General features: G+C 75.5%; 15 protein-coding genes. 9 read left to right on the forward strand and 6 right to left on the reverse strand.

The features are described 5' to 3' along the window. Nucleotides 1-23 precede the first annotated feature (23 nt). The 3 genes from AC0OLQ_RS13495 to AC0OLQ_RS13505 are packed head-to-tail and all read right to left on the reverse strand — an operon-like array spanning nucleotide 24 to nucleotide 3,240. Nucleotides 24-890, reverse strand: coding sequence for a carbohydrate ABC transporter permease (locus AC0OLQ_RS13495; RefSeq protein ID WP_484531586.1), 867 nt, complete (start codon nucleotides 888-890; stop codon nucleotides 24-26). Further along, nucleotides 890-1,852 (reverse strand): carbohydrate ABC transporter permease, encoded by a 963-nt coding sequence (locus tag AC0OLQ_RS13500; protein WP_484531587.1) that lies wholly within the window; start codon nucleotides 1,850-1,852, stop codon nucleotides 890-892. Before AC0OLQ_RS13500 ends, AC0OLQ_RS13495 begins: the two co-directional genes overlap by 1 nt. Then, on the reverse strand, nucleotides 1,849-3,240 hold the full coding sequence (locus AC0OLQ_RS13505; RefSeq protein ID WP_484531588.1) for an ABC transporter substrate-binding protein: 1,392 nt from the start codon (nucleotides 3,238-3,240) through the stop codon (nucleotides 1,849-1,851). Before AC0OLQ_RS13505 ends, AC0OLQ_RS13500 begins: the two co-directional genes overlap by 4 nt. Before the next feature lie 119 nt (nucleotides 3,241-3,359). Between AC0OLQ_RS13505 and AC0OLQ_RS13510 the strand changes: the two genes are divergently transcribed. The 3 genes from AC0OLQ_RS13510 to AC0OLQ_RS13520 are packed head-to-tail and all read left to right on the forward strand — an operon-like array spanning nucleotide 3,360 to nucleotide 6,582. Next, complete coding sequence (locus tag AC0OLQ_RS13510; protein ID WP_484531589.1) at nucleotides 3,360-4,397, forward strand: zinc-dependent alcohol dehydrogenase; 1,038 nt, start codon at nucleotides 3,360-3,362, stop codon at nucleotides 4,395-4,397. Then, entirely contained in the window at nucleotides 4,397-5,215 is an 819-nt protein-coding gene (locus tag AC0OLQ_RS13515; RefSeq protein ID WP_484531590.1) for a sugar phosphate isomerase/epimerase family protein, read from the forward strand. The genes AC0OLQ_RS13510 and AC0OLQ_RS13515 overlap by 1 nt, the downstream gene beginning before the upstream one ends. Further along, on the forward strand, nucleotides 5,212-6,582 hold the full coding sequence (locus AC0OLQ_RS13520; RefSeq protein ID WP_484531591.1) for an MGH1-like glycoside hydrolase domain-containing protein: 1,371 nt from the start codon (nucleotides 5,212-5,214) through the stop codon (nucleotides 6,580-6,582). The genes AC0OLQ_RS13515 and AC0OLQ_RS13520 overlap by 4 nt, the downstream gene beginning before the upstream one ends. Nucleotides 6,583-6,621: 39 nt before the next feature. On the opposite strand, the gene AC0OLQ_RS13525 is transcribed toward AC0OLQ_RS13520, so the two are convergent. The 3 genes from AC0OLQ_RS13525 to AC0OLQ_RS13535 are packed head-to-tail and all read right to left on the reverse strand — an operon-like array spanning nucleotide 6,622 to nucleotide 9,360. Next, nucleotides 6,622-6,747 carry a hypothetical protein gene (locus AC0OLQ_RS13525; protein WP_484531592.1) on the reverse strand — a complete coding sequence of 42 codons (126 nt, stop codon included), beginning with the start codon at nucleotides 6,745-6,747 and terminating at the stop codon, nucleotides 6,622-6,624. A 20-nt stretch (nucleotides 6,748-6,767) separates the two neighbouring features. Continuing rightward, nucleotides 6,768-8,909 (reverse strand): molybdopterin-containing oxidoreductase family protein, encoded by a 2,142-nt coding sequence (locus AC0OLQ_RS13530; protein ID WP_484531593.1) that lies wholly within the window; start codon nucleotides 8,907-8,909, stop codon nucleotides 6,768-6,770. 58 nt (nucleotides 8,910-8,967) lie between these two features. Further along, a complete protein-coding gene (locus tag AC0OLQ_RS13535; RefSeq protein ID WP_484531594.1) occupies nucleotides 8,968-9,360 on the reverse strand; it encodes a hypothetical protein in 393 nt (130 codons plus the stop codon). A 172-nt stretch (nucleotides 9,361-9,532) separates the two neighbouring features. Here AC0OLQ_RS13535 and AC0OLQ_RS13540 point away from each other — a divergent pair, with 172 nt between their 5' ends. The 6 genes from AC0OLQ_RS13540 (at nucleotide 9,533) to AC0OLQ_RS13565 (ending at nucleotide 23,249) form a co-directional block, all read left to right on the forward strand. Then, nucleotides 9,533-9,931 (forward strand): NUDIX hydrolase, encoded by a 399-nt coding sequence (locus AC0OLQ_RS13540; RefSeq protein ID WP_357341160.1) that lies wholly within the window; start codon nucleotides 9,533-9,535, stop codon nucleotides 9,929-9,931. Between the two features lie 214 nt (nucleotides 9,932-10,145). Beyond that, the gene (locus AC0OLQ_RS13545; protein WP_357341162.1) at nucleotides 10,146-10,541 is read left to right on the forward strand and encodes a DUF2267 domain-containing protein; all 396 of its coding nucleotides are present in this window, start codon (nucleotides 10,146-10,148) and stop codon (nucleotides 10,539-10,541) included. A gap of 327 nt (nucleotides 10,542-10,868) precedes the next feature. Beyond that, nucleotides 10,869-14,336 (forward strand): AMP-binding protein, encoded by a 3,468-nt coding sequence (locus AC0OLQ_RS13550; RefSeq protein WP_484531595.1) that lies wholly within the window; start codon nucleotides 10,869-10,871, stop codon nucleotides 14,334-14,336. Continuing rightward, nucleotides 14,333-17,452, forward strand: a complete 3,120-nt coding sequence (locus AC0OLQ_RS13555; RefSeq protein ID WP_484531596.1) for a thioesterase domain-containing protein — start codon at nucleotides 14,333-14,335, stop codon at nucleotides 17,450-17,452. Before AC0OLQ_RS13550 ends, AC0OLQ_RS13555 begins: the two co-directional genes overlap by 4 nt. After that, the gene (locus AC0OLQ_RS13560; protein WP_484531597.1) at nucleotides 17,449-19,752 is read left to right on the forward strand and encodes a lantibiotic dehydratase; all 2,304 of its coding nucleotides are present in this window, start codon (nucleotides 17,449-17,451) and stop codon (nucleotides 19,750-19,752) included. Before AC0OLQ_RS13555 ends, AC0OLQ_RS13560 begins: the two co-directional genes overlap by 4 nt. Next, entirely contained in the window at nucleotides 19,749-23,249 is a 3,501-nt protein-coding gene (locus AC0OLQ_RS13565; protein ID WP_484531598.1) for an amino acid adenylation domain-containing protein, read from the forward strand. The genes AC0OLQ_RS13560 and AC0OLQ_RS13565 overlap by 4 nt, the downstream gene beginning before the upstream one ends. The last annotated feature ends 1 nt before the right edge of the window (nucleotide 23,250 follow it).

A 23,250-nucleotide genomic window follows, 5' to 3' on the forward strand; every position in this document is an offset into this window, starting at 1 on the left:
GTGGAGCCGCCCGCCAAGGTCAATTACCCCTTCTCCGCGCCGCTCGTCAGGCCCTCGGTGAGCAGCCGTTCGCTGGCGAAGAAGAGCACCACGATCGGCAGGGTGAGGATCACCGACCCGGCCATCAGCACCGTCTTCGGCACCTCGACGCCGTCGGAGAGCAGCGACAGGCCCAGCGAGACGGTCCACCGGTTGGGCCGGTCGACCAGGAAGAGCAGCGCGAAGAGGAACTCGTTCCAGGCGATCATGAAGTCGTAGAGGGCGACCGCCATCACCGACGGCGCGGCGAGCGGGAGGCTGACCCGGCGGATGATGCCGAGCCGGCCGGCCCCGTCGATCGCCGCGGACTCCTCCAGGCTGAGCGGGATGGTCTCGAAGTAGTTCTTCAGCATGTAGACCGAGACCGGCAGGGTCTGCGAGATGTAGACCAGCACCAGCCCGACCAGCGACCCGCGCAGCCCGGCCCGGGTGAAGACCACGAAGAGCGGGATCGCGATGACGATCGACGGGAACAGGTAGACCGCCAGGAACAGCGCGCTGACCTGCCGCCGGCCGAAGAACCGCAGCCGGGACACCGCGTACGCGCCGGGGATGGCGATCACCAGGGTGAGCGCGGTGGCGGCCAGCGCCACGATGCCGCTGTTGCGGATGAAGGCGAGGAAGCCCTGCCCGCCGTCCTCGACGGACCTGAGCACCTCGGCGTAGGTGGCGACGGTCAGCTCGCCGAACGGCACGAGCAGCGAGCCGGGGTCGAGCAGCAGCCGCTCGATGGGGCGTACCGAGAGCACCAGCATGTACCAGAACGGCAGCAGGGTCACGAGCAGGAAGGCCGCGATCACCAGCCGGCGCAGCCAGCGCAGGCTCACCGTCTCGATCCGGTCCCGGTCCATCACGCCTCCTCCCGTCGGCCGCTGAAGAAGCGCAGGTAGATCGCGACGAAGACGATCAGCACCACGGCCAGCACGACCGCCTGCGCCGCCGCCGCGCCGATGTCGGTCCGCGCGGTGAGGAACTGGTAGACCCGGACGCTGACCACCTCGGTGCCGGCCGAGCCGCCCGTGAGCAGGTAGACGTCGTCGAACTTGTTGAAGGTCATGATGAACCGGAGCACGCCGATCAGCGCGATCACCGGCATGAGCTGGGGCAGCAGGATGTGCCGGAAGCGCTGGGTCGGGGTGGCCCCGTCGACCCGGGCCGCCTCCTCCAACTCGGCCGGCACGGCCTGGAGCCGGGCCAGCAGGAACAGGAAGGCGAACGGGAAGTAGCGCCACGCTTCGAACGCGATGACCGTCCAGAGCGCGGTGGACTCCTGGGACAGGAACGGAATCGGCGCGTCCCACCCGAGGAACCGCCGGCCCCAGTCGTTGACGAAGCCGAGCTGCGGGTCGAGCATCACCTGCCAGACGAACGTCATGGCGACCACCGGCGCCACGTACGGCAGCAGCATGGACGCGCGGACGATCGTGCGGCCCCGGAACGGCCGGCGGACCACCAGCGCCGCCACCAGGCCGACCAGGATGGAGCCGACGGTCCCGCCGGCGCTGTAGACGACGGTGGTCCAGAGCGTGTCGGCGAAGCCGGGGGTGTGCAGCACGCGGTCGACGTTGTCCAGGGTCAGCTCGCCGAAGAGGCCGGTCCGGCGCAGCGTCGCCAGGCGTACCCGTTGGAAGGCCAGCACCACGGTCCAGACGATCGGGATGCCGATCACCGCGACCACGACGAGCAGGGTGGGGGTGACCAGCGCGAGCCCGGCGCGGGACTCGCGGCGGCGCAGGGTGAGCGGGCGTCGGCCGGGGCGGCGGGGCCGCTCCCCGGTGGGGGAGCGGCCCGCCTCCGGCGCGGTGGTGGTCAATTCACGCCCTTGGCGATCGCGTCGACGTCCTTCTTCGCCCGCTCGGCGGCGGCCCGGGCGTCGGACTTCCCGCCGATCACGTCGGCGAGCGCCTTGGGCACCGGCAGCTCGCCGAGGATCGCCCCGACCAGCTTCCCCTGGCCCTGGGTGAGCCCCCAGCGCTGGAAGGTGTCCGGGCTCTTGCGCAGGGTGGCGAGCACGTCTTCGCCGTAGACCGCCGACAGCGGCTGCTTGCGGTCCACCCCGGCCTGGCTGGTGTTCCAGGCGGTGAGGAATTTCTGCTTGTCCTCCGCGGTGCCGGTACGCACCGGGAAGCGCCCCTCGGGGGACATGCCGAACCAGCGCGGGTAGCCGTCGGAGAGCATGTACTCCACGAAGGACGACGCGGAGCCGCTCGCGCCGTCGAGCACCGCCCAGGAGCTGATCTCGCCGTACTGGGCCGGCTCGGCGCCGTTCGGGCCCTTGATCGCGGTGACGAAGCCGCTGTTCTTCGCCAGCCAGGCCGGGTCGGACTGGCACTGCGGGCAGGTCGGCTTGGCGTCGTTGCGCAGCCCGGCGAGCTCGTCGAGGATGAACGGCGACCAGATCAGCATGGCCGCCTTGCCGGCGAAGTAGGTGGCCCGGGTGGTGTCCACGTCCTGCGCGCCCTTGACCGAGCTGTTGCGCATCAGGTCGCCGTAGAAGCGGAACGCCTCGACGCACTCGGCGGAGTCCAGCGCGACCTTGCCGGCGTCGTCGGTGAGCTGGCAGTTGTTGGCCAGCGCGAGGTGTTCGAAGGTCTGCTGGGTGAAGACGTCGCCGGGGGCGGTCGCCGCGGTGATGCCGGCGACGCCGCCGGTGTTGAGCTTCGCCGCCGCGGCGGCGATCTTCTCGTAGGTGTCGGGGGCGGGCAGGCCCGCCGCGGCGAACAGGTCCTTGCGGTAGACCAGCAGCTGGCCCCACCCGTCACTGGGTACGGCGAGTTGCTTGCCGTCCTCGCTGGTCAGTTCGAGGGCGCGCGGGGAGAAGGTGTCCCGGCCGAGCTTGTCGACGACCCGCTTGTTGGCGTCCGGTTCGAGCAGGTCGTTGCCGGCCAGCGTGCGCACCCCCGCCAGGGAGACCGCTCCGACCACGTCGGGCAGGTCACCGGCGGCGGCGCTGGAGGCGATGAGGGAGGGGAACTGGTCCTCGTTGACGGTGACCAGGTTGACCTTGACGCCCGTCTTGGCGGTGTAGTCGGCGATGATCGCCTTGGTGGCGTTCACCCGGTCCGCCACGTCTTCCAGGCTCCACACGGTTATCTGGGAACTGTCGGATTTCGGCTCGTCGTCACCGCAGGCAACCAGGGTAGTCCCGGCAAGTGCCATGATCAGGGTGGAGGCGAGGATCCGCATCGAGGGTGATGGCATCGGTGGCACTCCTCTCGAAGGGTACATCACGGATTCAACGCCCTCGATTGATCGTTTACAAGACAATTACCAATATTTCGGTTTAGAATCGGGCCCGGCACTTTTCTCGGAGCGACGCCATGGCCAACTGGGTTGTCTCTCTGGCCGGGCCCCGGCGCGTGAGCCTGGAGCCCTGCCCCCCGGACCCGCTCGGCCCCGGCCAGGTCCGCGTCCGCACCTGCTACTCCGGCATCTCCGCCGGCACCGAGCTGACCCTCTACCGGGGCAGCAATCCCCGGCTCAGCAAGGACTGGGACGACGCCACCCGGATGTTCGTGCCCCGGCAGGCCGCGCCCGCGTACCCGGTGGTGGGCTTCGGCTACGAGGAGGTCGGCGAGGTCGTCGAGGTCGCACCCGACGTCGCCGACCGCCGGCCCGGCCAGGTCGTCTGGGGCATCTGGGGGCACCGCGCCGAGGCCGTGCTCGCCGCGGGCGCCGTCACCCCGCTCGCCCCCGGGCTCGACCCCCTGGTCGCCGTCTTCGCCCGCCCCGGCGCCATCGCGCTGACCGCCGTGCTCGCCGGCGACCTGCACCTCGGCGACTGGGTCGGGGTCTTCGGGCAGGGGGTGATCGGTCTGCTCGCCACCCGGCTCGCCGTCCTCTCCGGAGCCCGGGTGGTGGCCGTCGACCGGGTGCCGGACCGGCTCGCGCACGCCACCCGGCTCGGCGCCCGCCGGGTGGTCGACGCCGCCGTCGACTCCGCCGCCGCCGCGCTGCACGCGGCCACCGGCGGCCGCGGCGCGGACGTCTGCCTGGAGCTGTCCGGGTCGTACCCGGCGCTGCACGAGGCGATCCGCGCCACCGCCCACGCCGGCCGCGTCGTGGCCGCCGGCTTCTACCAGGGGTACGCCCACGGGCTGGGGCTCGGCGAGGAGTTCCACCACAACCGCATCCAGCTGGTGGCGGCCCAGGTCTCCGGCCCCGCCCCGGCACCCGGCACGGCCGGCCGGTGGACCGCGACGCGGATCGCCCACACCTTCATGGACCTGGTGGCCGAGGGCAGCGTCGACCCGCTGCCGCTGGTGAGCCACGTCGTCGACGCGGGCGCGGTGGCCGACGCGCTGGCGTTGCTCGACCGCGGTGCCGGTGACGTCCTCCAAGTCGTGCTGAGGTTCTGATGACCATCCCACTCGCCTGCCAGGAGCAGTTGCTCCCCGGCGCCGGCCTGTCCGAGAAGTACGCCCTCGCCGTCTCCCTCGGCTACCAGGGCATCGAGCTGCGCGGCCGGGGCGACCTGGCCCTCGCCCGGCGGCTGCCCGAGTTGCGCCGGGCCCGCGCCGAGGGCGTGGTCATGCCGACCGTCTGCGTCGAGATGGACCATTTCATCGGCGACTTCGACCCCGAGCGCTCCCGGGACGCGGTGCGCAACCTGCGCTCCCAGCTCTCGGTGATCGCCGAGCTCGGCGGCATCGGTGCGATGACCCCGGCCGCCTGGGGGATGTTTTCCCGCCGGCTGCCGCCGTTCGAACCTCCCCGCCCGCCTGAGGGCGACCGGCAGGTGCTGGTCGACGCCCTGGGCGAGCTGGGCGAGCACGCCCGCGCCGAGGGCGTCACCCTCTTCCTGGAACCCCTCAACCGCTACGAGGACCACATGGTCAACCGGCTCGACGAGGCGGTCGCCCTGTGCCGGGCCGTCGGCCTGCCCTCGGTCCGGGTGGTCGCCGACACCTACCACATGAACATCGAGGAGGACGACGCCGGCGCGGCGCTTCGCGCGGCCGCGCCGTACCTGGGGCACGTGCAGGTCAGCGACTCCAACCGGTACCAGCCCGGGGCCGGGCACCTGGACTGGCCGGCGCTGCTGGCCACCCTGGACGAGGTTCGCTACCCCGGCTGGCTGGCGCTGGAGTGCCGGCTGCGCGGCGAGCCGGTCGCCGCCCTGCGCCAGGCCGCCACCGTCCTGGCCCAGGCCCCGCCACGACGGGCGGCGGCGTGAACGCCGGCACGTCCGGCGGGGCGGCCGGGGTACGGGCCGGTGGCGCCGGCCGCGCCGAGGCCGAGCGGGCCGCCCGGCTGCGCCGGCTGGCGCTGAGCACGCTGGACGCCAACTGGGAGCATGACCACACCGTCCCGTCCCGCACCCTCTACCCGCACCAGTGGAGCTGGGACTCGGCGTTCATCGCGGTCGGGCTGGTGCACGCCCGCCCCGACCGGGCCTGGCGGGAGCTGCGCACCCTGTTCGCCGCGCAGTGGGCCGACGGGCGGGTGCCGCACATCGTGTTCAACCCGGCTCTGCGGGTGGGCGCGTACTTCCCCGGGCCCGAGTTCTGGGACTCGGCCCGGGCCGACGGCGCCCCGGCGGTGGCCACCTCGGGGATCGTCCAGCCACCGGTGCACGCCCCGGCCGCCTGGCTGGTGCACCGCCGTGCCCCCTCCGAGGCGTCGGTGGCGGCGCTGCGCTGGCTGTATCCACGGCTGGTCGCGCAGCAGCGGTACCTGACCGGCCGGCGGGACGTCGGCGGGGGCGGGCTGGCCGCCATCGTGCACCCGTGGGAGTCCGGCCTGGACAACAGCCCCGCCTGGGACGCCCCGCTGGCCGGGGTGCCCGCCGACGAGGCGGTGATGCGGGCGTACCGCCGGCACGACACCGCGCACGCCGACGCGGCGCACCGCCCCACGGACCTGGACTACGCGCGCTACGTCGCGCTGGTGGCCGCCTACCGGGCCGGCCGCTACCGCGACCACGGGCTGGTCGGCCGGCATCCGTTCCTGGTGGAGTGCCCGCTGGTGAACGCGGCGCTCGGGGTCTCCGAGCAGGCGCTCGCGCGGATCGCGACCGTGGTCGGCGCCGACCCGGGGCCGCACCGGGACCGGGCGGCCCGGATCACGCAGGCCCTGGTCGACCGGCTGTTCGACCCGGTCACCGGGACGTTCCGCCCGCGCGACGTCCGCACCGACCGGCTCGTCCCGGCCCGCACGGTGCTCGGGCTGATGCCGCTGATCCTGCCCGACCTGCCGGCCCACCAGGTGCGGGCGGTGCTCGCCGAGGCCTGCTCGCCCCGGTTCGGCCTGGCCGCCCGGATGGACCGCCCGCTGCCCACCCACGACCGCACCGCGCCGGACTTCGAGCCGGTGCGCTACTGGCGCGGCCCGAGCTGGCTGAACACCAGCTGGCTGCTGTGGCGGGGACTGCGCAGCCATCGCCGCGCCGACCTGGCCGCCGGGCTGCGCGAGTCCATGCTGGACCTGGTCGACACGGCCGGTTGCCACGAGTACTTCCACCCGGACACCGGGGACGGGCTCGGCTCACCGGCGTTCGGCTGGACCGCCGCGCTGGTGCTGGACGCCCTCGCCGAGCGCTGAGCCGCCGGCGTCGCCGGGAAAAGGCGACGCCGGGCGGGATCAGGCGATGCCCGCGGGGGTCGCGCCGCCGGCCCGCAGCGCGGACATCGGCGCGTCGTCGATCGCGTAGCCGAGCGCGTCGACGACCTCGCGGTGGCTGCGAGCAGGGGCGCACGGACCTCGCACCCGGGCCGGAAGTCCCGGGCTCAGCCCGCTGGCACGACCGCCGGATCGACGGGTGCGGCCGGCGCCGGCACGGCCGCCGCGTCCGCGGGCGGCTCGGGGGCCAGCAGCTCGGCCGGCACCGACTCGACCTCGATCCGGCAGTCGTGGAACGTCGGTGCCTCGCCCAGGTCGGTGTCGCGTACGGCGGTGACCGCGTTGACGGTGGCCCGGCCCGGGCTCAGCCGCGCCCAGTACGCCTTGTAGGTGAAGGCCAGCCCCGGCCGGGTCGCCTCGTCCACCGCGACCGCCGCGAGGAACGCGCCGCGGTCGTTGTGCACCCGCACCGCGTCGCCGTCGGCGAGGCCGCGCGCCGCCGCGTCGTCCGGGTGCAGGTGCACCCGGGGCGGCCCGGTCCGCCGGGTGTGCCAGGGCAGCGAGGCGAAGGTGGAGTTCATCAGGAACCGGCCGGCCGGGGCGAGCAGCACGAGCGGGAACCGGCGGGCCAGCTCGGGATCGGCCGCCTCCACTGGCGGGGTGTGACCGGGCAGCGGATCCACCCCGAGCCGGGCCAGCGCCGGGTCGAGCAGCCGGGCCCGGCCGTCCGGGGTGCGGAAGCCGCCGGTGGCCAGCGGGGCGGTGCCGACCGGCACGCCCGTGGTGCGGGCGTACGTCCGCTCGCGCAGCTCCTCGAAGCTGACCGGCGTGCCGGCCAGCAGCTGCCGGGCCAGGTCCTCGTCGCTGTCGGAGAACCGGGGGTGGTCGATGCCGAGCGCGGCGGCGATCCGCCGGAAGATCTCGGTGTTCGGCAGCGCCTCCCCGGGCGCCCGGGTGACCGGCAGGTTCAGCGTCGTGTAGTGGTGCCCGTAGGAGGAGTGCAGGTCGAGGTGTTCGGGCTGCATGGTGGCCGGCAGCACCACGTCGGCGTAGTCGCAGGTGTCGGTCCAGCGCTGCTCCAGCACCACGGTGAACAGGTCGGCGCGGCGCAGGCCGGCGAAGAGCCGGTTCTGGTCCGGGGCGGTGGCGGCCGGGTTGGCGTTGAACACCACTAGCGAGGTCACCGGCGGGTCGGCCTCCCCGGTGAGCACGGTCGCCAGCCGGCTCATGTTCACCGACCGGGCCGGCGGGGCCGGCATGCCGGGCGGCCGGACCACCGGGGCCTCCTCGATCGGGTGGTGCCCGCTGGTCGACACCAGGGCGCCCCCGCCCGGGTACCGGAAGTCGCCGGTGACCAGCGGCAGCGCGCAGATCGCCCGGATCGCCTGGCCGGCGCCGTGGTGGCGCTGCAGCCCCAGGCCGACGCGGACGGCGGTGGGCCGGGTGGTGGCGATCCGGTCGCCGAGCCGGCGGACCACCTCGACGGGCAGGCCGCACTCGGCGGCGGCCCGCTCCACCGGCCACTCGTCGAGCCGGGCGGCCAGCTCGGGCCAGCCGACGGTGTGCGCGGCCAACCACTCCTCGTCGGCCGCCCCGGCGTCGCGCACGTGCCGCATCAGGCCGAGGGCGAGGGCCGCGTCGGTGCCGGGCAGCGGGGCCACGTGCTCGTCGCTGCGGGCCGCGGTGTCGGTGCGCAGCGGGTCGATGGTGACCACGTACGCGCCGCGCTCCCGGGCCTGCTGCACGAACGGCCACAGGTGCAGGTTGGTGGCGAGCGGGTTGGCGCCCCAGAGCACGATGAGCTTCGCCGCCACGATCGACTCCGGCTCGAAGCCGATCGAACTGCCGTAGATCGAGCGCAGCGCGGCCCGGGCCGCGCCGGTGCAGATGGTGGTGTCCAGCCGGGACGCCCCCAGGTACGCGAAGAGCCGCTGGCCCATCGTCCAGCCCTGCACGTGGCCCATCGTGCCGGCGAAGTAGTAGGGCAGCACCGCCTCGGGGCCGTCGCGCTCGATGCTGACGCGCAGCCCGGCGGCCACCCGGTCGACAGCCTCCGCCCAGCTCGCCGGCCGGTAGGCGACCCGCCCGACGCCCTTCGGGCCGGTGCGCACGTAGGGCGTGGTCAGCCGGTCGGGGCCGTTGACCGCGTCGAGGTAGCGGTTGACCTTGCCGCAGAGCGCGCCCCGGGTGAACGGGTGATCTCGGTCGCCGCGCAGCGCGACGGCCCGGCCGTCCTCCACGGTGAGCTGCCAGACGCAGGTGTCCGGGCAGTCCAGCGGGCAGGCGCCGGGGTGGGTGGTGCGGGCCATGCGCCGAGCCTACCGAGCCGCGGCGCGGGCCAGGTTCCCGCCGCGGCGGCCGGGCGGATCACCGGATCGGCCGCCAGTCGGGCCCGTCGGGTCGTCCGGTCGAGGTCAGCGCGGCGAGCATCACGTCCTCGACCTGCTCGGGCGTCAGGTGTTCCCGGCGGTCGGCGCCCGGCACGTAGGCGCCCCAGGCCCGGCCGTCCGGCTCCCGCATGACGATTCCGACCGGGTCGCGGTGGTCGGCCACCGCGACGATGACCCCCCACGGCCGGCGAATGTGCACCTGTTGCCGGAGGTCCGGGTCGAGTTCCCGCAACCACCGCCGGACGGTCTCCCGGTCGTCCAGCTGGACCGTCTCCGTCGTGGTGCGGAACAGCCCGTACGTGGTCAACCGTTCCGCGACGTCCTGCCGTGCCGGATCCGGCCCACCCAGTAGTTTCCCCAGCCACCCCATCCGGTTGCTCCGTCCGCGTCGGCGCCCGGCGTTCCGGGCGTCAGGGCGCAAGTGCCCCGTCGCGGAACAGCGGCAAACCCGAGGGCCGGCCGATTCGCGGGAGCCGGCGGAGCGCATCGTCCATCGACGTGCCGTAGGTTGCGGACCTGAACCGGAGCCCCGAGGAGGCAGCGTGCCCGAGATCGACAAGGTCGCCTGGATCCGGATCGAGGACGGCCGGGTGCTGAGCACCCGGTCCCGGGGCAGGGATGTCTGGTACCTGCCCGGCGGCAAACGGGAGGCCGGTGAGACCGACCTGGCGACCCTGGTCCGGGAGATCGCCGAGGAGTTGGCCGTGGCGGTCGTGCCGGAGTCCGCCGTCCCGGTCGGCGTCTTCACCGCGCAGGCCCACGGCCACGGCGCCGGCACGCTGGTCCGGATGACCTGTTACGCCGCCGACTACCGGGGCACGCTGCGGCCGGCGAGCGAGATCGCGGAGCTGGCCTGGCTCGGCTACGCCGACCGGCCGCGGGTCTCCCCGGTGGACCAGCTCATCTTCGACCACTTCCGGTCCCTCGGCGCGCTGCGCTGACGCCGGAGCCGGCCAGATCGCGCTGCGCCCAGATTGTCACGGTCAGCACAACGCCGCGCAGATTGTCGCCGCCGGCGGACGCGGCGGCGCCCGCCGGCCGGTGCTGGTCGTTTGCCGCCGCCCGGCGCGGGTAACCGCGGGCGCGGTGGTCCGGGCCGCGAGGCGCGGACGGGGCGGACACCCGGCAGCGGCCGGCGACGACAGGAGTGCGGCTGTGCGGTTTCCCCGATTCGTGGAGGCGGTCTCCCGCCGCGCCGAGCTGCCCACCGAGCAGGCCGCCACGATCTCCCGGGCGGTGCTGCAGACCCTCGCCGAGCGGATCACCGCCACCGAGGCGGCGGACCTGGCCGCGCAGCTGCCGGACGATGTCGGCAGCTACCTCGCGGCTCCGGGCGAGGGCGGCACGAGCGGTGGTGCCGTCGCCTTCCTGTACCGGGTCGCGGAGCGGGCCGGGGTGGACCCGGCGGTGGCCGAGGTGGGTGCCCGCGCGGTGCTCGCCACCCTGCGCGAGACGGTCACGGTCGGCGAGTTCCAGGACCTCGTGGCGCAGCTCCCCAAGGGATTCGACGCAATGGTCGACCCGATCCCGCGCCCACCGTACGATGTGTAGGCAGGCTCCCCGCGACCCGGGTTGAGCTGCGGCAAAGGGGCCGCTACGGCGAAGATTCCACGGCCCGGAAGTATTTTCACCGTAAAATAACTCGTGAGTAGGCACTTACGCGGTAAATCGTCTACGCGCTAGAGGGATGATCGGACGAATTCCGCCGTCCGAGATTCCAGGGTGCCGTCCCCTCTTCGGCTTGACCTGCATCAATGCCCTCCCCATCGAGAGATCGAGCTTTATTCTGACTCCAATGTGAAGTCCTGGGGGGGATCATGATCACATTCGTTGAATGCTGCGCGCCTGTCGTCAATGGGGAAACATCAGCCCGCTGACATGGCACAGCCGATGATCATCAATCGTTTCGGTGAGGTCGCGGCGCGTCACGGTGATCGTCCGGTCCTGCTCGGTGAGACCCACGAGGTCGGTTACGCCGAGTTGGCCGGGGCGGCCGGGGGGCACGCGGTCGCGCTCGCCGCCGCCGGCGTCCGACCCGGCGACCGGATCGCCCTGCTCACCGCGCACGGCGCCCCGACCGTCGCGGCGCTGCTCGGCGCCCTCGCCGCCGGGTGCGCCTACGTGCCGCTGGACCCGGGCTTCCCGGTCGACCGGCTGCGCCACATGCTCGCCGCCGCCGGGGTCACCGCCGTCGCCTGCGCCGCCGAGCACCGCGAGCTGGCCCGGCAACTCGCCGACGGGCGCCTCGTGGTGCCGCTGGACCAGGTGCCGCCCGCCCCGCTGCGGCCCGTCCCGACCGACCCGGACGCGCTGGCGTACGTGCTGTTCACCTCGGGCTCCACCGGGGTGCCGAAGGCCGTCGGGCAGACCCACCGCAACCTGGCGCACGTCGTCGACAACCAGATCGCCGCGCTCGCCGTCGGCCCGGCCGACCGGCTCAGCCTGCTCGCCTCGTTCAGCTTCGACGCCGCCATCCCCGACCTCTACCCGGCGCTGCTCACCGGCGCCGCGGTGGTCCCGGTCGACCTGCGCCGGCACGGGCTCGCCCACGCCGTCGACCAACTCCACCGGCACCGGGCCACCGTGCTGCACTGCACGCCCACCGTCTACCGCCACCTGCTGGACACCCTCGGGGACCGGCGCCTCGACGCGGTCCGGGTGGTGCTGCTCGGCGGCGAGCAGGCCACGTACGCCGACGCGGCCCGTGGCCGGGACCGGTTCGCCCCCGACTGCCGGCTGGTCAACGGCTACGGCGCCACCGAGATGACCTTCGTGGCCCGGCACGCGCTGCCGCTGTCCGACGTGGACCCGGCCGCCGCCGGCCCGCTGCCGATCGGCACCGCGTTCCCCGGCTACCAGGTGGACCTCGCCCAGGACACCGGCGAACTGGTGGTCCGCAGCCGGCACCTCGCCCCCGGCTACCTCAACCAGGACAGTGACCGGTTCACCCTGGAAGCCGACGGGGTGCGGTCGTACCGCACCGGTGACCTCGGCCGGCGGCTGCCCGGCGGCGAGCTGGTCTGCCTCGGCCGGCTCGACCGGCAGGTCAAGGTGCGCGGGCACCGGGTCGAGCTGACCGAGATCGAGGCGGTGCTCGCCGCCCAGCCCGGCGTGGCCGGCGCACGCGCCATCGCCCGCGACGGCGAACTGCTCGCGTACGCCCGCCCGGCCGGCGCCCGTCCCGACCCGGCCGCGCTGCGCGCCGCGCTCGCCGCCGCACTGCCCGGGTACGCGCTGCCCCGCGCGGTGGTGCTGCTCGACGAGTTCCCGCTCACCGTCACCGGCAAGGTCGACGAGCGGGCGCTGCCCGACCCGGCGGCCGAGGTGCCGGCCGGGGAGGCGCCCGCCACCGACACCGAGCGGGCCGTGCACGACATCTGGTGCGCCGTGCTCGGCCGCCCGGCGGTCGGCCGCACCGACAGCTTCTTCGACGTGGGTGGGCAGTCCCTGCTGCTGGGCCAGGTGCAGCAGCGACTCGCCGAGCGGTTCGGCGTACGCCTGCCCCTGCTGCGCCTCTTCGACCACCCCACGGTGGCCGCCCAGGCGGCGCTGCTCGACGCCCCGCCCGAGGCGGTCCGCGCACCGGTGCTGCCCACGCCGGCCGCGCCCGCCGCGGCGGCCCGTCACTACACCGGCGACGAGATCGCCGTGGTGGGCCTCGCCGGCCGCTTCCCCGGCGCGCCGGACGTGGCCACCTTCTGGTGGAACCTGTGCACCGGGGTGGACTCGATCCACGAGCACACCGACGAGGAGCTTGCTGCCCTCGGCGTCGGGCCGGGGCTGCGCGCGGACCCCCGGCACGTGCGGGCCGTCGGCCGGCTCGACGGGGTCGCCGACTTCGACGCCGAGTTCTTCTCCTTCGGCGCCGACGAGGCCGCCCGGACCGACCCGCAGCACCGGCTCTTCCTGGAGACCGCCTGGGAGGCCCTGGAGGATGCCGGGCACGACCCGGAGCGCTTCCCCGGCCTGGTCGGGGTCTACTCGGCCACCTCCGCCAACCGCTACTTCCTGTTCCACCTCATGGACAACCCGGCCGTGGTCGGCGACGTCGACCCGGACGACTGGGAGGCCCGGCTGATCGGCCGGCAGTTCACCGACCACCTGCCCGGCCAGGTCGCCTACCGGCTCGGGCTGACCGGGCCCGCCCTGGCCGTGCAGAGCGCCTGCTCCAGCTCACTGGTCGCAGTCTGCCTCGCCGCGCAGAGCCTCGCCGACTACCAGTGCGACCTCGCCCTGGCCGGCGGGGTGACGGTCACCTGGCCCCGGCACCGGCACACCCCGGGCGGGCTGGCCTCCCCGGACGGCCGGTGCCGTGCCTTCGACGAGGGCGCCAACGGCTCCGGCTTCGGCTCCGGCGTCGGGGTGGTCGCGCTGCGCCGGCTCGCCGACGCGCAGGCCGACGGCGACCGGATCTACGCGATCCTGCCCGGCTGGGCGGTCACCAACGACGGCGCCGACCGCGCCGGCTTCGCCGTGCCGGGGCCGGCCGGGCAGGCCGCCGCGGTGGCCACCGCGCTGGCCACCGCCGAGGTCGCCCCCGGCGAGGTCGGCCTGGTCGAGGGGCACGGCAGCGGCACGCCGCTGGGCGACGCCATCGAGGTCGCCGCGCTGCACGAGGTGTACGCCGGCGCCGCCCCCGCCGAGACCTGCGCGCTGGGCTCGGTGAAGACCAACATCGGCCACCTCGACGCCGCCGCCGGGATCGCTGGCCTGATCAAGGCGGTGCTCGCCGTGCGGCACGGGGTGATCCCGCCGAACCTGCACTTCACCCGCCCGCACCCGGAGATCGACCTGGCCGCCGGCCCGTTCTACGTGCCCACCAAGGCGCGGGACTGGCCCGAGGGGCCGCGCCGGGTGGCCGGGGTCAGCGCCTTCGGCCTCGGCGGCACCAACGCGCACGTCGTGGTGGAGCAGCCGCCGCCGGCCGACCCGGCCGATTCGCCCGGCGACGGGCCGTGGCTGCTGCCCGTGTCGGCGCGTACCCCGGCGGCGCTGCGGGCCGCGCTGGCCCGGCTGCGGGCCCACCTCGGCGGCGACGGCCCGCCGCTGCCCGAGGTGGCCGCCACCCTGGCGCTCGGCCGGCAGGCCTTCGCCCACCGGGTCGCGGTGGTCGCCGCCGACCTGCCCGGCGCGCTCGCCGGGCTGGACGAGCTGCTCGACACCGACGCCCGGGTCGCGGGCGCCGGTGGCCCGCTGCGCGAGCTGGCGGCCGACTGGGCCGCCGGGCGGGACGTCGACTGGGACGCCCTGCACCCCGAGGGCACGGTCCGGCGCACCGGACTGCCCACCTACCCGTTCCAGCGCCGGCGGTACTGGATCGACCCCGCCCAGAAAGGTCCGCGGTGAACTGGTTCGTCTCCGCCGGAAGCCGACCCCAGGCGCCGGTGCGGTTGTTCTGCCTGCCCTACGCCGGTGCCGGCGCGAGCGCGTTCCGGCGCTGGCAGGAGGGGATCGGTCCGGACGTCGAGGTGCTGCCGGTGCAGCTGCCCGGCCGGGAGAACCGGATCAACGAGGATCCGCGCTTCGAGGTCGCCGACGTGGCCGAGGCCGTCGCCGCCCGGGCCGACCGCCCCTACGCCCTCTACGGCCACTCGATGGGCGGCCGGCTCGGCTTCGAGGTGGTCCGGGAGCTGCGCCAGACCGGCTGGCCGCTTCCGCTGCGGCTCTACGTCGGCGGCGCGCGTGCCCCGCACGTCACCGCGCCCGGCGTCTTCGACGGCCTGTCCCGGGCCGACGACGAGGAGCTGCTGCGCCGGCTGGGCGACGGCGGTGGGCTCCCCGCCGAGCTGTTCGACCACCCGGAGCTGGTGGAACTGCTGCTGCCGCTGCTGCGAGCCGACTTCAGCCGGGTGGACGGCTACCGGTACGAGCCCGGCGAGCCGCTGCCGCTGCCGATCGTCGCGTTCAGCGGCCGGGACGACCGGGCGGTCACCCGCGAGCAGACCGCCGCCTGGGCCCAGCACACCGCCGCCGGGTTCACCCTGCACGAGCTGGCCGGCGGCCACTTCTTCCTGCACGACCGGCTCCCCGAACTGCTCGCGCTCATCCGCGCCGACCTGGCCGGGGCGCTCGGCGCCGAGACCGCCCGCACCGGCGCGCCGGCCGCGGGCACGGACCCGGTGCGCGCCGCCGGCCGCGGGACCGCCGGCAGCGCGCACCGGGTGCCGCTCGGCGACACCACGTGGTCGGTGTGGCGCGACGCTATCCTGCGCACCACCGGATTCCCGGCCGACGGCCTGGAACTGTTCACCGCGCCCCGGGCCGCCGCGGCCGCCGACGAACTGCTCGCCACCGGCACCGGCGAGGACCGGTACGACAAGGAGTTCGACGAGGCGGTCCGCGCCGGCGCCCAGCGGATCGGCGAGCTGGCCGCCGACCCGCTGCTGCGCGAGGCGGTCACCTGGCAGAACCGGGGCGCCCTGGTGGCGCTGGACGGGCTGGCCCGCGCCGGTGCCGACGCGCCCCGCAACGTGCGGCGCCGGGACCGGGAGCGGGCGCTGCTCAAGTACTGGCAGCGCTACTGCGGCAAGAACGAGACGGTCGGCTTCTTCGGCCCGAGCTGCTGGGTGACCGTCGACCCCGACCAGCCGGAGACCGCCCGGATCCGCCCCGGCGCGGGGCTCACCCGCCGGCGCTGGGTCTGGTTCGAGTCCTGGGCGCTGGCCGCGTACGCCGAGCGGATCGGCGCCGACTTGGCCGTCCGCCGGTGGTGGCCGCCGGTGCTGCGCCCCCACCTCGCGATCCGGGACCGGACGGTGCTGCGCCCCGGCCGGCCGCCGCTGGCGCTGACCCCGGTGGAGGCCACGCTGCTCGCCGCCGCCGACGGCCACCGTAGCGCCGCCGACCTGGTGGCCGACCCGGCCATCGGGCTGCGCCGCCCCGAGGACGGGTACGCCCTGCTCGACCGGCTGGTGGAGCGGGAACTGATCAGCTGGGACGCGGCCCTGCCGGTCAGCCCGGACGCCGAGCGGGTGCTGCGGGACCGGATCGCGGGGATCGGCGACGAGGCCGCCCGGAGCGCCGCCCAGGCCGGGTTCGACCGGCTGTGCGCCGCCCGCGACGCGGTGGCCGAGGCGGCCGGCGACCCGGTTCGGCTGCGCGAAGCCCTGGACGCCCTCGACGCCACCTTCACCGAGCTGACCGGTGTCCCGGCCGTCCGCCGCGCCGGCCAGATGTACGCCGGCCGGACCATCTGCTACGAGGACAGCGCCCGCGACCTGGACGTGGTCTTCGGCGCGCCGCTGCTGGCCGAGCTGGCCGCCCCGCTGGACGTGCTGCTGCGCGCCGCCCGGTGGATGGCCAACGCCCTGGCCGAGGCGTACGACGAGGTGTTCCGCGGGCTCCACGAGGAGCTGCGCGCCGAGGCCGGCGGCGGTCCGGTGGCCCTGGCGGACCTGTGGTTCCTGGCCCAGGGCCTGTTCTGGGGCGGGGGCGAGCGGCCGGTCGACGCGGTCGCCGCCGACTTCGCCGCCCGCTGGGCCGGGCTGTTCGGGCTGGACGCGCTGCCGCCCGGCACCACCGACGTGCGGCTGCGGGTGGCCGACCTGGCCGACCGGGTCGACGCGGCGTTCCCCGGCGCCCGGCCGACCTGGTCCAACGCCGTGATCCACAGCCCCGACTTGCAGATCTGCGCCACTGACGCGGCGGCGCTGGCCCGGGGCGAGTACACCGTGGTGCTCGGTGAGCTGCACGCCGCCTGGTCCTCGTTCGACTGCGCGGTCTTCACCCCGTCGCATCCGGAGGTGGAGCGGCTGCGCGCGGCGCTGGCCGAGGACATGGGCGAGCGGCGGGTCCGGCTGCTCTTCCCGAGCGAGTGGCCGCGCCGGACCAGCCGCACCTCCGAGTCGCTGACCGGGCCCACCGACCGGCACCTGGCCTTCCAGGACGCCCCGGGCGCGGACCCGGCCCGGGTGCTGCCCACCGTGGACCTCACCGTCACCGAGGTCGACGGCCGGCTCGTCGCCACCGCCTCCGACGGGCAGCGCTGGCCGCTCACCGAGATCTTCGCGGAGCTGTTCAGCGCGCACGCGGTCGACGGCTTCAAGCTGGTGGCCGCCGCGCCCTACACCCCCCGGATCACGCTGGACCGGCTCGTGGTGGCCCGGCAGACCTGGCGGACCACGGTGGGGGAGAGCGGCCTGGCCCTGGCCACCGGTGAGCGGCAGCGCTTCCTGGCCGTCCGGGACTGGCGGCGCCGGCTCGGCCTGCCCGAGCAGGTCTACATCAAGCTCGGCACCGAGACCAAGCCCTGCTTCGTCGACCTGGCCAGTCCGGCCTTCGCCAACATGTTCTGCGCCATGGTCCGGGCCGCCCGGGTCGACGGCGGCGACAGCGCCTCGCTCACGGTCAGCGAGATGCTGCCCACCGCCGACCAGGCGTGGGTGCCCGACGGCGCCGGCCGCCGCTACTTCAGCGAGCTGCGCCTGCACATCGTGGACACCCACGGGACGGAGAACCGATGAGCCACCTGCTGCCGCTGGGGGAGACCGGCTGGTCGGTCTGGCGGGACGTGGTGCTGCGTACCGCCGGGTTCCCGGCGGACGGGCTCGACCGGTTCGGCGCGCCGGAGGCGGCGGCGGTCGCCGACGCGGTGCTGGCCGGCACGGGCAGCCCGGAACTGCTCGACAAGACGCTGCGCGAGGCGTTCGCCGCGTCCTCCGCCGTGGTCGACGAGATCGCCGCCGACCCGCTGCTGCGCGAGGCGGTCACCTGGCAGAACCCGGACATGCTGATCGCGCTCGACGGCCTGCTGCGCACCGATCCCGAGGTGCGCAACGTACGCCGGCGCAAGCGCGAACTGAGCCTGCTGCGCTACTGGCAGCGCTACTGCGGCAAGGCGGAGACGATCGGCTTCTTCGGCCCGGTCTGCTGGGGAACCTTCGACCCGGACGAGCCGGGGGTCCGGCTGTCGCCCGGCCCGTCGCTGGTCGACCGGCGGCAGGTCGTCTTCGAGGCGTGGGCGCTGATCGCGTACGCCGATCGGCTGGGTGACGACCTCGCGGTGCGCCGCTGGTGGGCGCCCGCCCTGCAGCCCCACCTGACCGTCGAGGGGCGCCAGCTGCGCTGGCCCCTGCACCCGCCGATCGCGCTGACCCCGACGGAGGCCCGGCTGCTCGCCGCCTGCGACGGGCGGACCCCCGCGGTCGAGCTGGCGGAGCGGATGCGCGCCGACGGCGACGTGCACCAGGTCGACGACGTCTACCTGCTGCTCGACCGGTGGGTCGACCGGGGCCGGCTCAGCTGGGGCGCGAACCTTCCGGTGAGCCCGGACGCCGAGCGGGTCCTCGCGGAGCGGATCGGGGCCATCGGCGACCAGGGCGTCCGCGCCCGGGTGGCGGCCGACTTCGACCGGCTCCGCGCGGCCCGGGACACGGTGGCGGCGGCCGCCGGCGACCCCGACCGGCTCGGTGCCGCCCTGACCGCGCTGAACACCGAGTTCACCGCCGTCACCGGGCGCCCGGCCACCCGCCACAGCGGCCAGATGTACGTCGGCCGCACCGTCTGCTACGAGGAGACCGCCCGGGACCTGGAGTTCACCGTCGGCTCGGCCGTCCTGGACGCGCTGGCCGCCCCGCTGGCCGTGGTCCTGCAGACCGCGCGGTGGTTCACCACGGAGGTCGGCGCCGGCTGCGCCGAGACCTTCCGGGAGCTGCACGAGGAGCTCGCCGCCGACGGCCCGGTGCGGCTGGCCGACCTCTGGTCGCTGGCCCAGGGGACGCTGGTCGCCCCCGACGGCCCGATCGCCCGCGCCGGTGCCGCGCTAACCGAGCGGTGGGCGGAGCTCTTCGCCCTCCGTGACCTCCCCGCCGACCAGGCGGAGCTGCGGCTGCGCGCCGAGGACCTGGCCGAACCGGTCCGGCGGCTCTTCCCGGCGACCCGGCCCGGCTGGCCGTCAGCCCGGCTGCACAACCCGGACGTGCAGCTCGCCGCGGCCTCACCCGAGGCGGTCGCGCGCGGCGAGTTCCTGCTCGTCCTCGGCGAGCTGCACCCGGCCGCCATCACCTTCGACAGCGCCGTGTTCAGCCCGTTCCACCCCGACCCGGCGGCGCTGCGGGCGGCCTTCGACACCGACCTCGGCCCCGCCCGGCTGCGGGTGCTCTGGCCGGAGAGCTTCCCCCGGCGGACCACCCGCACCACCTACGCCCTGACCAGGCCCGCCGACCGCGAGCTGGGCATCGACACCGCCCACGGCGGCGACGTCGACCGGCTGGTGGCGGCCACCGCGGTCACCGTCGAGCGCGCCGGCGACGAGCTGGTCGCGGTCTTCCCCGGCGGCGAGACCTGGCCGCTGATGGAGGTCTTCGCCGGCCTGCTCAACTCACTGCTGCTGGACGCCTTCAAGCTGCTGGACCCGGCCCCGCACATGCCCCGGATCACCATCGACCGGCTGGTGGTGGCCCGGCGCACCTGGCGCACCACGGCGGGCGCGTGCGGCCTGGCCGGGCACGCCGACGAGACCGCGCGCTACCTGGCGGTGCGCCGGTGGCGGGCCGCCGCCGGCCTGCCCGAGCGGGTGTTCGTCAAGGTCGGCACCGAGATCAAGCCCTGCTACGTCGACCTGACCGGCCCGCTGTACGCGCAGTCGCTCTGCGCCATGGTGGACGCCGCCCACCGGACCGGCCCGGACGTGCCGGTCGTGGTCAGCGAGCTGCTGCCCGCCCCGGCGGAGACCTGGGTGACCGACGCGCAGGGCCGCGGCTACGTCAACGAACTGCGCCTCCAGATCACCGACCCAGCCGAGCACCGGGGAGACCACGGGTGACCGACATCCTGACCGTCAGCGCCGCATACGGGGCGGACGTGCCCTGGCCGGACGCGACCCTGGCCGACCTGGTCGCCGCGCAGGCCGCCCGCACCCCCGACGCGGTGGCGGTACGCCAGTGGGACAGCCGGCTCACCTACCGGCAGCTTGTCGACCGGGCCGCCGGGCTGGCCGCCGCGCTGCGCGAGCGCGGGATCGGTCCCGGCCACCGGGCCGGCGTCTGCGGCGCGCGTACCCCCGACCTGGTGGTCACCGTGCTCGGCGTGCTGCTGGCCGGCGCCGCCTACGTGCCGCTGGAGCCGGGAGGGCCCCGCGAACGGCTGCGCGAGATCGCCCGCGACGCCGGCGTCCGGGTGGTGGCCGGCGACGCCGCGACCGCCGAGTTCGGCGACGAGCCCGGCGTCGAGGCGGTCGGGCTGCCCGGCCCCGCCCCCGTCCAGCCCTGCCCGGCCCGTCCCGGCGACCCGGCGTACGTGCTGTTCACCTCCGGCTCCACCGGCCGGCCCAAGGGGGTGCTCACCACCCACCGCAACGTCGTCGAGTTCGTCACCGGGGTCGCCGCGCTGACCGGCGCCGACGCCTCGGTACGCAGCCTCGGCATCGCCTCGCTCGGCTTCGACGCGGCCACCATGGACCTGTACGTGCCGCTGCTGCTCGGCGGCGCCGTGCAACTGCTCGGCGCCGACGACCGGGCCGACCCGGTCCGGCTGACCCGGTTCCTCGCCGCGCACGAGGTGACCTGGGGCTTCATCACCCCGACCGTGCTCGCCCTGCTCGACCCGGCGGAGCTGCGCTCGTGGCGGGTGCTGCTCTGCGGCGGTGAGGCGGTCCCGGCCGAGCTGGTCGCCCGCTGGGCCCCCGGCCGGCGCTTCCTGAACGCCTACGGCCCCACCGAGACCACGGTGCTGGCGGTCAGCGGCGACCTCACCGCCGCCGACACCGACCCGGTGCCGATCGGCCGGCCGCTGCCCAACCACCGGGCGTACGTGGTGGACGCCGAGCTGCGCCCGGTGCCGCCGGGGGAAACCGGCGAGCTGCTGATCGGCGGCCCCGGCCTGGCCGACGGCTACCTCAACCGGCCCGGGCTGACCGCCGAGCGCTTCGTCCCCGACCCCTTCGGCGACCGGCCGGGGGAGCGGCTCTACCGCACCGGTGACCTCGTCCGCCAGGCGCCGGACGGCCGGATCGTCTACCTGGGCCGGGCCGACCGGCAGGTCAAGGTGCGTGGGCAGCGGATCGAACTGGGCGAGGTCGAGGCCGTGCTGGCCGGGCACCCCGGCGTCGACCGGGTCGCCGTGGAGGCGGTGCCCGGACCGGCCGGCGTCGAGCTGGTCGCCTTCCTCGCCCCCGCCGACGCGCCCGACGACGCGACGCTGCGCGCGTACGCCGGGTCCCGGCTGACCACCGCGATGCTGCCGGCCCGCACGGTGCGGCTGGCCGCGCTGCCGGTCAGCCCGACCAGCGGCAAGCTGGACCGGCCGGCGCTGCGCGCCCGCGCCACGGCCGCCCCGCAGGTCGCAGAGGAGGTCACCGGCGGTGACCCGGTCAAGACGGCGGTCCGGCGGCTCTGGGCCCGGCTGCTCGGCGCGAACCCCGGCCCGGACAGCGACTTCCTGGCCGCCGGCGGCAACTCCATCGCCGCCATGCGGCTGGTCGCCGCGCTCCGCGCCGAGCTGAACCGGCAGGTCGACACCCGGGTCCTCTTCACCGCCCGGACCTTCGCCGCGCTGGTGGACCGGGTGCGGGCCGCCGCCCCGGCCGACGGCGAGGACCTGACCACCGGCAACCCGCCCACGCTCTCCCCGCCGCAGCGGCGGCTCTGGTTCATGGACCAGCTCGCCCCGTCCAGCGCGCCGTACAACATCGCCGTCGCGCACCGGCTGCGCGGGCCGCTGGACACCGCCGCGCTCGGCGCCGCGCTGCGCGCCGTGGCCGAGCGGCACGACGTGCTGCGCTGGCGGATCCCGCAGACCGGCGGGGTCCCGTACGCGGTCCGGGAGGAGCCGACCGACGTGGCCGTGCCGGTGGTCGACCTGACCGGCGCCGCCGACGCCGAGGCGGAGCTGGCCACCATGCTCGCCGCCGGGGCCGGGCACGCCTTCGACCTGGCCACCGGGCCACCCTGGCAGGTGACCGTCTACCGGCTCGCCACCGACACCCACGTGCTCGCCCTGACCGTGCACCACGCGGTCTTCGACGGCTGGTCCGAGGCGCTGCTCTACGACGAGCTGGCCGGCGCGTACGCCCGGGCGCTCGCCGGCGCCCCGCCGGCCCGGCCGCCGCTGCCGGCCGGCTACGCCGACTACGCGGTCTGGCGGGCGGAGCGGGACCGCCGCCGGGGCGCGGCCGACCTGGCCTGGTGGACCGACCACCTGGCCGGCGCGCCTACCGCGCTGGACCTGCCCCGCGACCGGCCCCGCCCGGCGGTGCAGACCTACGCCGGCGTCGAGGCCGCGGTGCGGCTCACCGAGGCGGCCGACCGGGCGGTACGCGAGCTGGCCGCCCGGCGCGGCACCACCGTCGCGGCCGTCCTGCTGGCCGGCTTCGGCGAGCTGCTGCGCCGGCTCACCGGCGGCGACGACCACGTGCTCGGCGCGATCGTGGCCGACCGGCGGCTGGCCGCCTTCGACGAGGTCATCGGCTTCTTCATCGACACCGTGCCGGTGCGGCTGCGCACCGGCGGGGCGACCTTCGCCGGGCTGGTCGATCGGTGCGCCGCCGAGCTGCACGCGGTCACCGAGCACCCCGGGGCGCCCCTGGAACGGATCGTCGAGGCGCTCGGCGTCGGCCGGGACACCTCCCGCGCCCCGCTCGTGCAGGTGCTGTTCAACGTGCTCAACTTCGTCCCGCCTCGGCTCGCGCTGACCGGCCTGGCCGTCGAGCCGGTGCCGGTGCCGAAGCCCGGCTCGCCCTTCGACATCACGGTCTACGTGGTGGAACGCGACGGCCGGGCCGGCGTCGAGGTGGTGCACAACCCGGACCTGTTCGACGCCGACCGGATCGAGGCGCTCCTGGCCGACCTGGCGGCCCTGGTCGGCGCCCTCGCGGCCGACCCGGACGCGCCCACCGACCAGGTCGCCCCCGAGCTGCCCTGGCCGACGGTACGGGTGCCGGCGCTCGGCGCGATGACCGTGGCCGCCGCCGAGCCGGCCCGGGCCCCGCTGCCCACCGGGCCGGACGCGCTCACCCCGACCGAGGAGCTGATCGCCGGCATCTGGCGGGAGGTGCTCGGCCGGGACCGGGTCGGGGTCGCCGACAACTTCTTCGACATCGGCGGCCACTCGATGGCCCTCGCCGCCGTGCACGCCCGGCTCACCGAGGCCACCGGCCGCTCCCTCACCATGCTCGACCTGTTCCGCCACCCGACCGTGCGGGCCCTCGCCGCCAGCCTCGACGGCGCCGCCGACCGGCCGGAACTGGCCCGTGCCGCGCTGCGGGCCGCCGCCCGGCGTGGCCGGGCTCGCCGTACCCCACCCCGACGACCGAACCAGCCGTGAC

Source organism: Micromonospora sp. Utrum1 (assembly GCF_057197805.1).

Coding starts and splice junctions, on each gene's coding strand:
- AC0OLQ_RS13495 (WP_484531586.1), bottom strand. CDS start 890: ATGGACCGGGACCGGATCGAGACGGTGAGCCTGCGCTGGCTGCGCCGG.
- AC0OLQ_RS13505 (WP_484531588.1), bottom strand. CDS start 3,240: ATGCCATCACCCTCGATGCGGATCCTCGCCTCCACCCTGATCATGGCA.
- AC0OLQ_RS13510 (WP_484531589.1), top strand. CDS start 3,360: ATGGCCAACTGGGTTGTCTCTCTGGCCGGGCCCCGGCGCGTGAGCCTG.
- AC0OLQ_RS13515 (WP_484531590.1), top strand. CDS start 4,397: ATGACCATCCCACTCGCCTGCCAGGAGCAGTTGCTCCCCGGCGCCGGC.
- AC0OLQ_RS13530 (WP_484531593.1), bottom strand. CDS start 8,909: ATGGCCCGCACCACCCACCCCGGCGCCTGCCCGCTGGACTGCCCGGAC.
- AC0OLQ_RS13535 (WP_484531594.1), bottom strand. CDS start 9,360: ATGGGGTGGCTGGGGAAACTACTGGGTGGGCCGGATCCGGCACGGCAG.
- AC0OLQ_RS13550 (WP_484531595.1), top strand. CDS start 10,869: ATGGCACAGCCGATGATCATCAATCGTTTCGGTGAGGTCGCGGCGCGT.
- AC0OLQ_RS13560 (WP_484531597.1), top strand. CDS start 17,449: ATGAGCCACCTGCTGCCGCTGGGGGAGACCGGCTGGTCGGTCTGGCGG.